The 14,464-nt window shown below is 29.6% G+C and carries 16 protein-coding genes and 1 pseudogene; 7 read left to right on the top strand and 10 right to left on the bottom strand.

Annotation, left to right across the window (positions count from 1 at the left end; translation table 11 throughout):
* Positions 1-226: 226 nt before the first annotated feature.
* The 4 genes from CD129_RS07980 to CD129_RS07965 all read right to left on the bottom strand — a co-directional run bounded on the left by CD129_RS07980 (position 227) and on the right by CD129_RS07965 (position 3,666).
* Positions 227-436 (bottom strand): hypothetical protein, encoded by a 210-nt coding sequence (locus tag CD129_RS07980; protein WP_115337578.1) that lies wholly within the window; start codon positions 434-436, stop codon positions 227-229.
* A 143-nt stretch (positions 437-579) separates the two neighbouring features.
* Positions 580-1,794 carry an NADH:flavin oxidoreductase/NADH oxidase family protein gene (locus tag CD129_RS07975; protein WP_174221868.1) on the bottom strand — a complete coding sequence of 405 codons (1,215 nt, stop codon included), beginning with the start codon at positions 1,792-1,794 and terminating at the stop codon, positions 580-582.
* Between the two features lie 4 nt (positions 1,795-1,798).
* Complete coding sequence (locus tag CD129_RS07970) at positions 1,799-2,644, bottom strand: alpha/beta fold hydrolase (protein WP_208430546.1); 846 nt, start codon at positions 2,642-2,644, stop codon at positions 1,799-1,801.
* Positions 2,644-3,666, bottom strand: coding sequence for an NADP-dependent oxidoreductase (locus tag CD129_RS07965; RefSeq protein WP_115337579.1), 1,023 nt, complete (start codon positions 3,664-3,666; stop codon positions 2,644-2,646). Before CD129_RS07965 ends, CD129_RS07970 begins: the two co-directional genes overlap by 1 nt.
* Before the next feature lie 48 nt (positions 3,667-3,714).
* Between CD129_RS07965 and CD129_RS07960 the strand changes: the two genes are divergently transcribed.
* On the top strand, positions 3,715-4,263 hold the full coding sequence (locus CD129_RS07960; RefSeq protein ID WP_115337580.1) for a TetR/AcrR family transcriptional regulator: 549 nt from the start codon (positions 3,715-3,717) through the stop codon (positions 4,261-4,263).
* A 34-nt stretch (positions 4,264-4,297) separates the two neighbouring features.
* On the opposite strand, the gene CD129_RS07955 is transcribed toward CD129_RS07960, so the two are convergent.
* Positions 4,298-5,137, bottom strand: coding sequence for an alpha/beta fold hydrolase (locus CD129_RS07955; RefSeq protein ID WP_115337581.1), 840 nt, complete (start codon positions 5,135-5,137; stop codon positions 4,298-4,300).
* 415 nt (positions 5,138-5,552) lie between these two features.
* Between CD129_RS07955 and CD129_RS07950 the strand changes: the two genes are divergently transcribed.
* Positions 5,553-6,158 (top strand): hypothetical protein, encoded by a 606-nt coding sequence (locus CD129_RS07950; RefSeq protein ID WP_115337582.1) that lies wholly within the window; start codon positions 5,553-5,555, stop codon positions 6,156-6,158.
* A 437-nt stretch (positions 6,159-6,595) separates the two neighbouring features.
* On the opposite strand, the gene CD129_RS07945 is transcribed toward CD129_RS07950, so the two are convergent.
* From CD129_RS07945 to CD129_RS07925, 4 genes and pseudogenes are all read right to left on the bottom strand, one after another.
* On the bottom strand, positions 6,596-7,201 hold the full coding sequence (locus CD129_RS07945) for a phospholipase A2 family protein (protein WP_078356854.1): 606 nt from the start codon (positions 7,199-7,201) through the stop codon (positions 6,596-6,598).
* Positions 7,202-7,602: 401 nt separating this feature from the next.
* A pseudogene (locus CD129_RS07935) lies at positions 7,603-7,755 on the bottom strand (hypothetical protein); the annotation flags it as partial.
* Between the two features lie 227 nt (positions 7,756-7,982).
* Entirely contained in the window at positions 7,983-8,891 is a 909-nt protein-coding gene (locus tag CD129_RS07930; RefSeq protein WP_115337584.1) for an IS3 family transposase, read from the bottom strand.
* A complete protein-coding gene (locus tag CD129_RS07925; protein ID WP_107509580.1) occupies positions 8,852-9,535 on the bottom strand; it encodes a helix-turn-helix domain-containing protein in 684 nt (227 codons plus the stop codon). The genes CD129_RS07930 and CD129_RS07925 overlap by 40 nt, the downstream gene beginning before the upstream one ends.
* Positions 9,536-9,810: 275 nt before the next feature.
* Here CD129_RS07925 and CD129_RS07920 point away from each other — a divergent pair, with 275 nt between their 5' ends.
* The 3 genes from CD129_RS07920 to CD129_RS07910 all read left to right on the top strand — a co-directional run bounded on the left by CD129_RS07920 (position 9,811) and on the right by CD129_RS07910 (position 11,936).
* Positions 9,811-10,230, top strand: a complete 420-nt coding sequence (locus CD129_RS07920; protein WP_115337695.1) for an NUDIX domain-containing protein — start codon at positions 9,811-9,813, stop codon at positions 10,228-10,230.
* A 177-nt stretch (positions 10,231-10,407) separates the two neighbouring features.
* Entirely contained in the window at positions 10,408-11,058 is a 651-nt protein-coding gene (locus CD129_RS07915; RefSeq protein ID WP_115337694.1) for a hypothetical protein, read from the top strand.
* Between the two features lie 197 nt (positions 11,059-11,255).
* Positions 11,256-11,936 carry a hypothetical protein gene (locus CD129_RS07910; protein ID WP_115337693.1) on the top strand — a complete coding sequence of 227 codons (681 nt, stop codon included), beginning with the start codon at positions 11,256-11,258 and terminating at the stop codon, positions 11,934-11,936.
* Positions 11,937-12,013: 77 nt separating this feature from the next.
* On the opposite strand, the gene CD129_RS07905 is transcribed toward CD129_RS07910, so the two are convergent.
* The gene (locus CD129_RS07905; RefSeq protein WP_115337692.1) at positions 12,014-13,318 is read right to left on the bottom strand and encodes a TrkH family potassium uptake protein; all 1,305 of its coding nucleotides are present in this window, start codon (positions 13,316-13,318) and stop codon (positions 12,014-12,016) included.
* Positions 13,319-13,852: 534 nt separating this feature from the next.
* Here CD129_RS07905 and CD129_RS07900 point away from each other — a divergent pair.
* Entirely contained in the window at positions 13,853-14,206 is a 354-nt protein-coding gene (locus CD129_RS07900; RefSeq protein WP_115337691.1) for a hypothetical protein, read from the top strand.
* 15 nt (positions 14,207-14,221) lie between these two features.
* Positions 14,222-14,380 carry a hypothetical protein gene (locus tag CD129_RS13200; protein ID WP_160149119.1) on the top strand — a complete coding sequence of 53 codons (159 nt, stop codon included), beginning with the start codon at positions 14,222-14,224 and terminating at the stop codon, positions 14,378-14,380.
* Positions 14,381-14,464 lie beyond the last annotated feature (84 nt).

Below are 14,464 nucleotides of genomic sequence, written 5' to 3'. Positions count from 1 at the left end.
AATATACAAAATTATGATTTTTTAAAACACGATAATAAAAATGACGAAACTGTCATATTATTATATTATTTATCACTTGATATAGTTCTGAATTGCTTTAAAAAGATAAAGAAAAATAGCCGATTGTGTTAGATCACAACCGACTAAAGTGCCTAAGTGTTTTTTAGAGAACTAAATATTGATACTAGAGTCAAACTCTACTGAATTGTTCTCAATAATTTCTTCATTAGATGGGTTTGTTATTGTTAAAACTATTAATATAGTTTTCAAAATTTACTTTAGTATGTGTAATAAATGCTCTTTGTTCATCTGTTAAATCTTCACGTTTTTGTTGTTCTTCTATAATAGAAAATGCTTTTAGAATATCTTGATCATATTCTGACTTTAAATGCTTTCTTTGAAAGTAGTATAACTTCTCTGCATAATTAAGAGACAAGTTTGTAACTTTACTTTATATATGAGAATGATTTTACCAAATAAATAAGAAAAGCAATGTGCACTAGTAAAGTATACATTGCTTTTCTTATTTATGATTACCTACATCTGAATTATCCATTAACATTTATTTGATTTATATGTTTACTCTCTTAAACGAGTTAAGGCAGTCTTGCCATGTTGGCTAAAACTAGATAATAAAGGAAGCCATGCATTTTTCTTTATTATGATACTTTTATTATTGCCAATTCTTTTCATTTGTTGATTGTAATAACTATTTGCTAATATTGGGCCTAGCGCTTTGTCCATATTTTTAATACCGGTAGTTAATCTTGGGAGAGTGATATTCGAAAAATCATTGCTTTTAATATCATTAACAATGTTTGGTTTCAATATAAACGGTCTTGCCATTCCTATAAAGTCCGTATTATTTTGAATAATTACATCTTCCATTGATGCTACAGAGCGAAAGCCACCGGTAACGACAATAGGCGTGCTCACTTCTTTTTTTAATAAGGATGCATAACTAATAAAATAAGGTGCTGCTTCTTTGTCGCTACCAGCCATTTTAGGATCTTCATAGTTACCACCAGATATCTCTATTAAGTCTATCTTTAACTCATTTAGCTTTTTAGCAACGTCAATAAAATCTTCTTTCGAAAATCCTCCAACTTTAAAGTCTTCTGAATTAAGTTTTAAACTTATATTAAAGTCTTCACCTAATTCAGTTCTAATTCCTTCATAAATTTCGACTAATAATCTCATTCTATTTTGACTGGAACCACCATATTTATCCGTTCGTTTGTTTTCTATAGGTGATAGAAATTGATTTACTAAGTAGCCATGCGCTGCATGTATTTGAACACCAGTAAACCCTGCTTCTTGAGCAAGAACAGCACTTGTTATAAATTGCTGAACTATAGCTTTAATTTCCACTTCATGTAATGCTCTTGACTGGTTAAATCCTTTTGCGATTGACCCTTTCATTGCTACACCACTTGGTGAAACAGGTTGCTTAGTCAAAGATTTAGGTGACTGCTTTCCTGGATGATTCAATTGCATCCAAATTTCAGTATCATTTGTTCTTCCTGCTTGTGCCCATTCTTTAAACTTTTCTAAATGTGATGCACTTTCTAAAACCACATTACCTGGTTCACCAATATGATTACTATCCACCATCACATTCCCAGTTACTAAAATACCTGCGCCACCTTGTGCCCATTTTTTATACAAATTAATCAATGTATATGTTGGAACGCCTGTTTTAGAAGCTAACGTCTCGCTCATTGCTGATTTAAAAAACCTATTCTTAATAATATTACCGTTAGGTAATGTTTTTTCTTGAAATAAAACAGACAAATCGTCACTCTCCTATAAATTCATTTACACTTTCACAAAAATCTATTGGTTCTTGGAATAAAGAACCGTGTCCAGCATTTTGGTATATCTTTATCTCTGAATATGAAATTTCATCTGCCAACACAAAGCTATTTTGAGTAGGTACCATCTTGTCATTGTCTCCGTTGACAATGAGTGTAGGCATATCAATATAATTTAAAGACTCTCTATTCGCATTACCCCATTTTTTTATCGCCTTTAATTGTTTGATGTATGGAGATAATGTTATTTTTTTATCTCTATTTATTTTTCTTTCTTTTAACCTTTTAAGATATTCAGTTGCCTTAGTTCTTCCAACATCATCTTGGTTAAAAAATAAATAATACTTAGGATCTTTAGCGTGAAGTATTGCTTTGAAGCTTAATTTATTAGCAATTGGAATGATTTTTTCTATACCTTCTCCACCTCTTGGTCCTGTCCCTACTAAGATAAGCTTATCTATCTTTTCAGAAGCAATTTTTACTAACTCTTGAGCAACCATTCCACCCATCGAAAGCCCTAGTACATTAATGGTATTCAATTGCAGTGCATCTATAAATTCTAAAACGTCTTCTGCCATTTCTTCTATCGTATTAGGAACTTTTCCTTTAGATAATCCGACACCCTTGTTGTCAAATACAATCACTCTATATTTTTCACTTAAAGTATTAATAAGCTTCGGGTCCCAATTTTCCATCGTCGCAGCTAGATGTGTTAGTAATAGTAGTGTTTTATTATTATCTTCTCCTAAAATCCTGTAGGCGAATTGCGTATTTTTGTTAGATGTTACAAATTTATTAGGTACATTTTGATATTGTAATGATTTCATCATTATATATCTCCTAGTGTCTCATCAACTTTTATTAAAACTTTACCATTTGTATGGTGATTAAATGTGTAGTCTAATGCTTTATTGATTTCATTTATTGTAAATATTTGATCATCTACATCTGGGACAATGTGATCGCTTTCGATAATTTTAGTTAGTTCTTCCAGTTGTTCACCATCAGAACGTACAAAAATGAAGCGATAATCTATAGATTTTTGTTTGGATTTTTTATCAAATTTTTTACCTGCAACTGTAAATAGTGTCTTCTTAAACAATGAGAAATTATTTTTTTCTGCAAAATGCTTATTTGGCGCATTAATTAAACTGACTATTGTTCCTCCTGGTTTCATTACAGATAATTCTTTATCAAATTCATTTGCACCTAGCGTATCAATCACATAATCCACATTAGCTAAAGTGTCCCAATAATTTTCGCTTTTATAATCTATATATTGATTTACACCTTTTGCGATAAATTGTTCTCTTAATCTTGGACTACCTGAAACAATTACTTTTAATCCTAAATATTTTGCAATTGGCACAGCCATTTGACCAAAACTGCCCGATCCACCTGGAATAAATAATGTTTTTCCAGATTCTGCTTGTAATTCTTCAGTAATTGCTTGATATGCTGTTAAACCTGTTAATGGTGCCGCTGCTCCTGTTTCAAGATTTAAATTGTTTGGCAGCGTAGAAATAGCATTGGCATCGACTGCAACATATTCTGCAAATGCACCTATTTTATCGATAGGGAGACGACTGTAAATCTCATCTCCTATATGGTAGTCCTTCACCTTATTACCAAGCTTAGTAACAACGCCTGTCAATTCATTTCCCAAAGTTACAGGCATTTTATAATCTTGTATTAATTTTACACTTCCAGTTATAATCAACTTTTCTAAAGGATTAATAGCTGCATATGCAACTTTCACTAATACTTCATTAGGTTTAATTTCCGGAACCTCTATGTCTCTAACCTTTACTTCTAAATTTTTATTATATTTTTCAATTTGTACAGCTTTCATTTAGCCACTCCTCTTTATATTTTAATAATATGTGATATTATTATTGTTATGAAAAAAATAACTCAACGATTAATTATTGATACAGCTCGAAATCTAATTCAAGAAACTCAAAAACCTGAAGTATCTCTTTCTAAAATAGCCTCATCACTCGAAATTACACATGCAGCAATTTATAAGCATTTTAAGAATAAAAAAGAGCTTTGGACTGCTGTATGTGAAGATTGGTTTAATGAGTCTATTATTAAAAATATAGGTATAGATGATAATCAGTATACTGATAAACAATTATGGCTACATGATTATCTTTGGCAATTCGTAAATGCGAAAAAGGAGGCCTATAATAGTAATCCTTTAATGTTTGAACTAAATACTTATTATGTTGAAAAAGATCCTTACGTATTGAAAGAAATTTTAAATCCTTGCTTTATACGTGTTCAAAATAAAATGGATTATAAAACAGACCCTTTATATAAAGTAGAAGCCATTTTTTCAGTATTTTCGACTTTTACCCTTCCAATGTTTAAAGAAACATGGAATCAACCAGACTACAAGCTAAGATTCGAAACCCTTTGGGATTTAATAAAATACAATGTATAAAATAAGCGATGATTAATAATCACCGCTTATTTTATTATTCATTTAAAAATGTATTTACATGGTTCGCAAATCTTACAGGATGTTGAAATAGATGTCCATGTCCCGCGTTAGGATATATAATTAACTGCGCATCCGATATATTTTGACTTAACATAAAACTATTTTCGGTAGGGACCATAATATCATTATCTCCATTAATTACTAATGTAGGATTTTCTATATTATTCAGTTCTTTTTTAGCATTATCAATATCCTCATTCGTCCATTGAGCAATTGCTACTAACTGTGCATCTCTTACTTGTAACGTACTGTCCTTGGTTTTTTGAGAAAAAATTCTCTTTAATGATTGTTTACCCAATTCACGTCCTTTTTCTGTTTCTGGATAAAAAAGAAATAAAAACGTTTCAATCGCATCTTCTTCAGATCCTTCTGATTTATACATCATTTCCTCCATTTTAGGATGTGATGGGCCAATTCCACCGGCAGGACCTGTTCCTGATAATATTAACTTTCTTACTAAATCTGGATGATGAATAGCTAGCGATTGCGCAACCATACCTCCAATTGAAAATCCTAATATATCAACTTGTTGATAACCAAGACCATGTATAAATTTATACGTATCTTCCGCCATTACATTGATAGAATTCGGTGTTTCTCCATTTGTATATCCTACACCCACATTATCAAATAAAATTACTGGGCGTTCTTTAGCAATATTCTCTATCATTAAAGGATCCCAATTATCCATTGTTCCTCTAAAATGGATAATAAAAACAAGAGGTATGCCTTCTTCTTGTCCTAGCTTTTTATATGCAAATTCAGTACTTCCAACTTTTAAATATTCATTTTCAGGCAATTTAAACTGTGCCATAAAATTCCTCCTCGAAGTTACAAAATCATCATTTTGTAACTTCAATTTATCATAACCTTTAAAAAAAATCTATAATTTAAACTTAGAGAGTGTGCAGAAAATGGTGACTAATGGAACTTCGACGTAGTATCTTTATTTATATAGTCATACATGTTTATATAAAAAAATTATTAATTACTAAAGATGATGTATTATATTTACTATCATTCATCATATTCTTATAGAATGATTTTTCTTCATCAGTTCTAGGCATACTTGTCATAGTAGTAATAGCAAAAAATTTACCATTTTATATTTCTACTGCTACACCATGAACTCTATTTTAGAGTATATAAAGTTTTTGAATCTCAACAAAAATAATTAATCGCACCACTTCGGTGGTGCTTTAATATAATAAAAAAGAGGAGAATGTAGAATGAAAAAGTTATTAGTTTTATTATTTGTATCTTTATTAGTATTAGGGGCATGTGGTCAAAAAGAAAAATCAACAAAAGAAGAAAGTACTAAAGAAGCTAAGAAAGAAGTTAAGAAGGACAATCCTAAGAAAGAAAATGCTAGCAAGAAAGAAGATAAGGATAATAAATCTGAACCTAAAACAGAAGAACAATCAACAGAAGATATTAATACTACTGAACAACCTACACAAGAACAATCGCTAACAAAAGAAGAAATGGTTCAAAAGTTTAAAAATGGTGAAAACGTTGATGGCCAAGTAGATGCAGAGGGTAACACTTATGTTCAAGGACAAGGTGGTGGAGATGCAATGGGTTATTACAAACCTGATGGCTCATTCTGTACTGTAGGTGGTTGTGTAAGTCCGGAGTCACAAGAGCAACAAGATGTTCCGAGTGATAATTCATACATTCAAGAAGGTCAAGATTGGAGAAATAATACTGGAACTGGTTTATCATCTGGAGAAATGCAATTAAAACAACAAATACTAGATGGGACATACGAAGGTCAAGATGAAGAAGAAGTATTAGAAGCCATAGAATATTACGAGCAGCAATATGGTCAATAACATTAGTTTTTTAACCGTCTCTATAATCATGATTTTTAGTGAACCGTTATTTTAATAAAAAGTATATTGCGATGGCTAATACACTAATACCAATTGCATAATTTAAAAATGTTCTAATTCTTATCTTTGTTAGATTTGTCATTTTTTTCACCTCGATATACAATAAAGTGAAAGGGGATTAAATCCCCAACCAATATTTTTGTAGTGAAGCAATGGTTGCTATACTTAAGCAGTAATTTCGGAAGGTTCTGCTTTTGGTTTCTGCAATCTTTGCTTCTTTTTCTTTCCTTTCTAAACAGTTCACATTAACTAATAACATTAATGATAATAATTTATTCTCTTTATACGCAAGGAATACAAATAAAAGATAAAATATAAACAGTAATATTAGATTTACTAGAATCAGTATTATTTATTTCACTTTTAGCAAAAATAGATTAACCTTTCTTATAAAGTTTTTTAACAGCTATACAAGAAGTAGACTTCACACCAAATACATATGCTGCTCCTTTAGCTCTAAGTCTATAAGCTTTTCTGTATTTTTTATTTTTAGCAATACTTAATGCAGATAAAACAAATGGATAATCACATTTGCATTTTCCCCATCCATGTTTCGCATAGCATTCATCATGTTTCTTGCACGCAGCGTCTAACCTATCTTTAGGTTTTCCACCTAGATTTCCTTTACCACAATATCTACCATGATACATAGGAAATGTTTTTGGCGTGTATTTCTCTTGGTTATCAAAAGCATTATAACTTAATGATATTTCTTTAACTAATAATTTTTCATCAGCAGTCAAATTATCTTTCAACATTAACGAATCATTTGGATATTTATGACCAAAATAATTTTGATTTATGTATTTTTCATATTTACCCATTTCATTTATATCTTCTATCTCTTCATTATAAAGATTTTGGTCTTTGAGTATTTTATCATTACTTACGTCTGTTTCTTCAGCATGAACACTTTCAATAGTATGTGAAATGGATATTAAAACTGCTAAAGTAATAGCCAATATTTTATTAAGTATTTTCATATGCATTCCCCTTATCGATTAAATTACAAAAAATAAAAGAAAAATTATAAAGGGTATTAAAAACAAAATGTTTGCAATATTTACCACAAACCATATTACACCTGTATATCTAACTTTTTTTATTTTTGAAAAAACAAATACTAGAGATATCACACCAGCTATTACAGAAGTGATTCCAAAAAATATTAAGAGATCTGCAAAGTCATTTTTGTTTAAGTAAATATAAAATACACCAACTATAAAGACTAAATAGTTAATGATATTTACTGTATAAATTGTTTTAAGCATTATTGTAGTAACCTCCTTTTTTTGCATTATATAGCAATTATCCAAAATATGTAAATAATCAATAATAAATAATTTGATTTTTCACACCATAAACAGCATTACGAGGTGTTCTAAAACCCCCAAAACCTATTAAAAATATAGTTAGGTAAATCCCAACACTGCGCACCATATCCTGAACCAGGTAAATCAACACGTTTACCAATTTGATTAACAGCCCAATCTGCTACTTGTGAGGCTGTGGGTATACCATTTGATGGTAGTGACATTTACTCACCTCTTATTCCACCTTAACACCTCGCATCATTCTAATTAGACAACATTTATATATTGTGTTAATTTATATATAGAAAAAGAGTGACACACTTATTGTGTATCACCCTAGTTAGCCCGTTAAAAAGACGGTGGCCATGTTAAAAAATGATTAAATAACCATCTTACTCGCCAAAGTAAACCACTCCCGTCAAGGTGGACAACTTAAAAACAAAAACTTTAATTAAGATACGTTCCGATATTCATTTGGTGTTAATCCATCAAATTTTGGAACGTATCTTTTATTCATATAAAAATCTATATATTTGCTGATTCCTGTTTCAAGATCTTCGTATGTACGGAATTGATTTCTATAGTAATATTCTGATTTCAACGTGCCCCAAAAAGCTTCTATCGGTTGGTTATCTAAACAACTTCCTGCTTTTGACATGCTAATTTTCACATTATTTGTATCTAAATATTTCTTGTAATGCTTAGAAGTATATTGAAAACCTCGATCACTATGTATAACTGTATTAGATACATCGTTATTTTGTAAGGCTAATCTTAATGTGTCCATAACGAGTTTTAAATCATTACGTTTACTTACTTTATAAGCCACTATACTTAAATCGTACCGATCAATTATAGCGCTAATATACGCTTTTTGACCTTTTCCATAATTTAAATAACTAATATCAGTAAACCATTTTTGATTAGGCTTTTTAGCTTCAAAGATTCTATTTAATATATTTTCAGCTGTAAAATGTGGTTTGACTCTAATCCAATTAGGACGCTTTTTCCTGATTTGTGCTTGTAAACCAAGAATTCTCATAATCCTTCTAATACATTTTATATTAATATTTAGATTACATTCTCTTCTTAAAGCATAGTGTATTCTTACTACACCGAAGCTTTCTTTTGATTCCTCAAATATACGTTTAATTTCTTTCGCAATTAACTTAGAACGTTTTTCATTATTTGAAACTTCTTTATTACACCACTTATAATAGCCACTACGGCTCACTTCTAGACGCTGACATAACATTTTGATACTATAATTTCGTTCTCTATTGAGCTCAAATATCATTTGATATAAATGTTCTTTATGACCTAGTGAAAATGATTGTTTCGATACTTGAACTCTTGCCACTTTTTTACGATCGCTTTATCCATTTCTAAGTATTCTATTCTTGTTTTTAACTTTTTGTTTTCTAATTTTATTAGTTCTATTTCTGATAATTCTTGCTGCTTGTTTTTCCCACGTTTATCTTTTAATCCATCTATACCATTCTCTTTATACTTCCTAACCCAGTTATATATTTGTTGGTAAGAAACACCATATTCCTCGGAAGCTTCTTGATAGTTATAATTTTTAGCTATAGTATTTTCAGTGATTTCAATACGTTCAGATAAAGTTGTTTTTCTCGATTTGCTCATAGTGGAAAATCCTTTCCCTGTGTGCTTGTTAGATTTTCCTTTATTATAATTCTTTACCCAAAACTTTAAAACTGCTATAGAACTAATGTCATACTTTTTCACAACTTTATATGGTGGAATATTTTTCTCTAAAATATCTTCTATTGCCATTGCTTTTAGTTCAGAAGTATATTTAGTTCTTTTACCAAACGGTTTTAGTCCTTCTTCACCATATGCTTTATATCTTCTTACCCATTCTTGTAATGTAGCACTAGAAACCCCATGGGTTTTTGCTGCACTGTATCTTGTTAGATTACCACCAATTATATCTTCTACTAATTTAATACGTTCTTCTAAAGGCATTTTATTTATAGTCATAAAAATACACTCCTCTAATATAGTCCACTTTTTATATTTAAAGTGTCTGCTTTTAGGGGAGTGTATCACTTTAGCAGGTTTTGATGGTTATTTTTTATAATTCTATCAACAAAGCTACCGTCTTTTTAACGGGCTCGTGAGGGCGAGGCATGTAAGTGCATCTTCCTTTTTATATTATAAAATTATCATAATTTATATTCGTTGTCTAATCATAGTAGATTTCATTGATTTACCTTTGATATGCTTATATGTAAATTAAGTTGGAGGGGAAGACCATGGAGAGAAATATGCTTATACCAGCAGTTTATATGATTATAGAAAAAGATGGGGAATGCTTGTTTTTGAGAAGATATCTTACAGGTTATGAGGATGGTAAACTTTCATTACCTGCTGGTCATATAGAAAAAAACGAAACACCATATGAAGCAGCTATAAGAGAAGCTAATGAAGAGTTGAATATAATTATTGATCCTCAATCAATTGAAATACAGCATGTTTGCTATAGATATAAAGTCAATCGGATAGACTATTATGTAAAAGTCAATGATTGGACAGGTGCACTAAGGAATAATGAACCGAATAAATGTTCAGAACTTATTTGGTTAACAGAACCTAACTATGAGGTCATTCCAATAGTAAAAGATAGTATTTTAAATATACGAAAAGGTATTATGTTCAGTGAGTCTTTAGATTGAAACCTCTATGTTTATTGTGATGTGATTAATCGACCTTATCTAAATGATGCCCATGTCATAAACCTAATAAACCAAATGTTATAATATATTAGAAATAGATGTAACGATAGGTAACTAATTGTTGCATTTGGTAGTATATCTTAGTAAATAAGATATGTTATTGAGGAGGGAATCACTATGGATGTTATTTGGTCGAAGGACAATAAATTAGAAAAAATAAAATGGTTAGAAGACGAAAATAGTATAAACGATATGTCCTCACTGCAAATCCAGAAATTTTTATTTTTTTCTGAAATGTTTAATAGAGAAACCAACCAAAATTATGATTTATATAAGTTAAAAGCTTATAAAAAAGGTCCAGTTTTTAGTGATGTGTATGGTGACTACACATACAGAAAAGATAAACTATTAGAAGAGGTAAGTAAAAAAGATATTAGTTTTTCTGAACAAGAAATCGAAAATATGAGAAGAGCCAAAATCTTAACATTAATTCATAATGATCAAGACTTATCTAATTTAACTCATAAATTCGATTTATGGAAATCAAAAGAAGAACGACTTCATTCTGGAGAAAGAGAAATAAAAATTCACGAAAATGATATTACATTACATGATTCAAAGTTGTTTAATCAATTATATAATTATGTAGATACTTTAAAAGAATATAAAATAGTCAAAGTTAATTATAAAGTGTTTTTATTTAAAGAGAAGAAAAAGGATTTATTAGAAGATCCTATGTTAGAAACGCTAGAAAAAATTAGTGAAGATTCATCGTTAATAAATCCAGTGTATGTAGACATTGAGGATGGTGTATTGGTAGTTGATTAATGCAAGAAAGGTGAATTGTTATATAGCTCTCAATCCTTGTGGTTGAGGGCTTTTTATTTTTTGCCCCAGTATTGCCTCATCAGAGAAACAAGTCATTATCAAACTATAGTGTATAATGTAATTTAATGTGTACTTATAGAGTTCGATTAGTTTATAATCAAATTAATCATGTTAAATACATTTAAGGGGGAAAATGAATGAAAAAATTAATTGTTTTATTCTTTTCATCAATGTTAGTGCTAGCGGCATGTGGTCAGAAAGAAGATAGTTCATCTAATGATAATAATGAAGAGAATAAGCAAGATAACAAGCAAAAGGAAGATTATAAAAAAGAAAATGCTAATAAGTCGGCATCTAATACTGAAGAACAATCAACAGAAGAAGTTACGACTGATGAACAACAGTCGTCAGAAGAAGAAAATAAAAATTTGAATTATAAAAATGTTACTGATAGAGATACGTTAGTTAAAATATTATATGGTGACTACAATGAAGAACAAAAAGTTATTGCATACAATAGCGCAGTGAGTAATGATGTTATACCACAAGGAAATGTATTAGAGGGACCTGCAAGTGCTGCATATGAAAGTTCGTTAAGAGTGGAAAGTGGTGAAGAAAAATCTATTTACGATGAATTACCTGATGATAATGAACCTTCTGATGAAATAGTTGATAGATCGAATGTTATGGATTATGTTGAGGATTACGAAGGTGAAACTTTGGATACTGATTCTTACACATTTAAAGAACCTGAGCATAGAGATGATGGTAGTTGGGGATTTGCTTACTATACTAAAGATGGTGAACTTGCAGGTTCTTACATTGTGGACGAGTATGGTATGGTTAGTAAATTTGATGAAGATGGAATTGAAGAATAAAAAAAACCTCACTTAGCGTGAGGTTTTTTTGTCTATGTTGGTGAATATATAGTAATTTGCATTTTCAACTAATTATTCTACAAATGAACCTTCTCTGTTGAATAATAATATCCTTCTTTTTTGGGATGGATAAATATAGCCATAATGATCAGAATACCTATTTTACCTATTATCATTAAAAGGATTAGTACGATTTTAGATATTGTTGTTAAATCTGCTGTAATACCTGTTGATAGTCCGACTGTACCGAATGCTGATATTGTTTCAAATAAAATTTGTGACATGCTGAATTTTGGGTTTTGAATCGATATGATAAATGTTGTGATTAATACTAAAATACTTGATAAAAAGCCAATTGTGATTGCTTTATTAATTTGTTCGTTGATAATACTTTTCTTAAATATGTGAGGATGTTTTTGGCTTTTTAATTGTGAGTATATATATACTAATATTATTGTAAAGGTCGTGACTTTTATTCCGCCACCTGTGCTCATGGGACCTGCACCTATGAACATCAACATATCGAATATTAAAAGGGTGGAATCATGTAATTGTCCAATATCTACAGTATTAAAACCAGCTGTTCGTGTTGAAACGGATTGAAATACTGATTTATATATTTGTACAATCCAGTTATCGTTTTTTAATGTATTATTTAATTCTAATAACCAAAATGATAGGGATCCGATAAAAATTAATATTCCTGTAGTAGTTAGCACGATTTTTGAATGTAATTTTAATTTAGTTATTCTTTTTGATTGCCATAAATCTAATATAACGATATATCCAATGCCTCCTATGATGATTAACAATGGAACGATAACGTTTACTATTAAATTATCGCTATATGGAATCAGACTTTTAGAAAATAGTGAGAATCCTGCATTATTAAATGATGAAATTGATGTGAATATGCTAATGAATCCACCTTTTGCTATGCCGTGGTCAGGGATAAATACTGCGGATAATATGATTGCACCAATTAATTCTACTATTAAACTAAAAATGACTAATCGCATCGTTATTTTTAAGAGACCAGAATCATTATCCTCGCTCCATGTATATAATAATAATTCTCTGTTTTTAAAAGAGATATTTTTTCTTGTTAAAATCAATATAAAAATGGTTAATGTAACAATACCTAAGCCGCCTATTTGTATTAATAATAAGATAACTAGATAACCTAAATCATTGAATTGGCTAGGTATATCCACTGTTGAAAGTCCGGTTACTGTAAAAGCACTTGTAGCAACAAAGAAAGCATCTATAAAGTGGATAGATTTTCTTCCTGTTATCGGTAAATAAAGCAATATGGAGCCAACAATTGTAGTAGTCAAAAAGAGTGTAAGATAAAGTATCGTTAATTTAGATATAGTGTTCATGTTATATCACCTTTTATATGAGATAAATTGATATTAATCCTATATAACAAGAAAGGCAATTATAAAGTTGAAATTATTAAATCGATCAAACAAAAAATCTCTCAATCATTACGGTTGAGAGATTTTCTTACTTATTATATTTGTTGAAAATTTATATTTTTTCATCTGAAAAACATTTCACTTAAAAATTTTAATATAGCAAATAGGCTTAATAGTACACCAAACGAAAATAGAAAAATATTGAAAATACTTTTTCCTTCCCATATTATTACTAGCAATCCTACTATGGTTATTATAATGCCACATAATAAGTACATATTTCCTCCGATTGTTTCTTCTAAATATTTCAAATTTATTTATTATTAATATTTTATCATAAGTATTAGAAAATTTTTATATGAAAGAATTGTGATCTAAAGATAAGATGATATTTTAGATGCGACTTGCTACAGCAGGTTGCCCTTATTGCACAATTATAATACTATTGTTTTATAATTGTTATTACATAAATTTGATAATATAAAGGGTGATCGAATGGTTCGTTTATTTATTGGGATTGTTGTTATATTTAATGCTTTGTTAGTAATACTTGGTGTTAGTTTTGATATATATACTTCAAATTTAGGGGTTAGAGATGTTTTTTATGATTCTTTAATGGGTAAATTTAGACATCAGAATAAAGCAGGTACTACAATTGGTCTTGGCATGTCCTATTTATCACTGATATCTTTATTTCTTATTGTTTCCATCAAAAATTGGAATAAAGGGATGAAAATTGGTATACCTTCATTAATTTTCTTTTTAGTTACGATGATATTTGTTTTTATTCAAATGTTAAGAGGGCTGAAATTTGTAATTGAATTTATTTTTACTAGAATGATTATCTAATCTGTGGAGGCATTTATGAGAAAAAAATATAAGAAGAATAAAGAGAACAAATTTAGTTTTTGGGATTTTTTTGAAGGATTCTTTTTGATTTGGGATTTGATTAAAGGTGCAGTTTTTATTATTCCAAGGATGTTTGGATGGGCTATAAAATTACTTTTTAAAATATTTGATTAAAAACATCGTAAAGGTGTTTTTATTTTTTTGCACATAGATTGTAAATATAATCCTTTTTTATTAAATTAAGCGATATTTTAAAAT

It is taken from the genome of Mammaliicoccus fleurettii, assembly GCF_003970575.1.
In the GTDB taxonomy this organism is placed as follows: Bacteria; Bacillota; Bacilli; order Staphylococcales; family Staphylococcaceae; genus Mammaliicoccus; species Mammaliicoccus fleurettii.
Note: the sequence above shows the minus strand (reverse complement) of the source record. Positions and strands in the feature narration are given on the sequence as shown.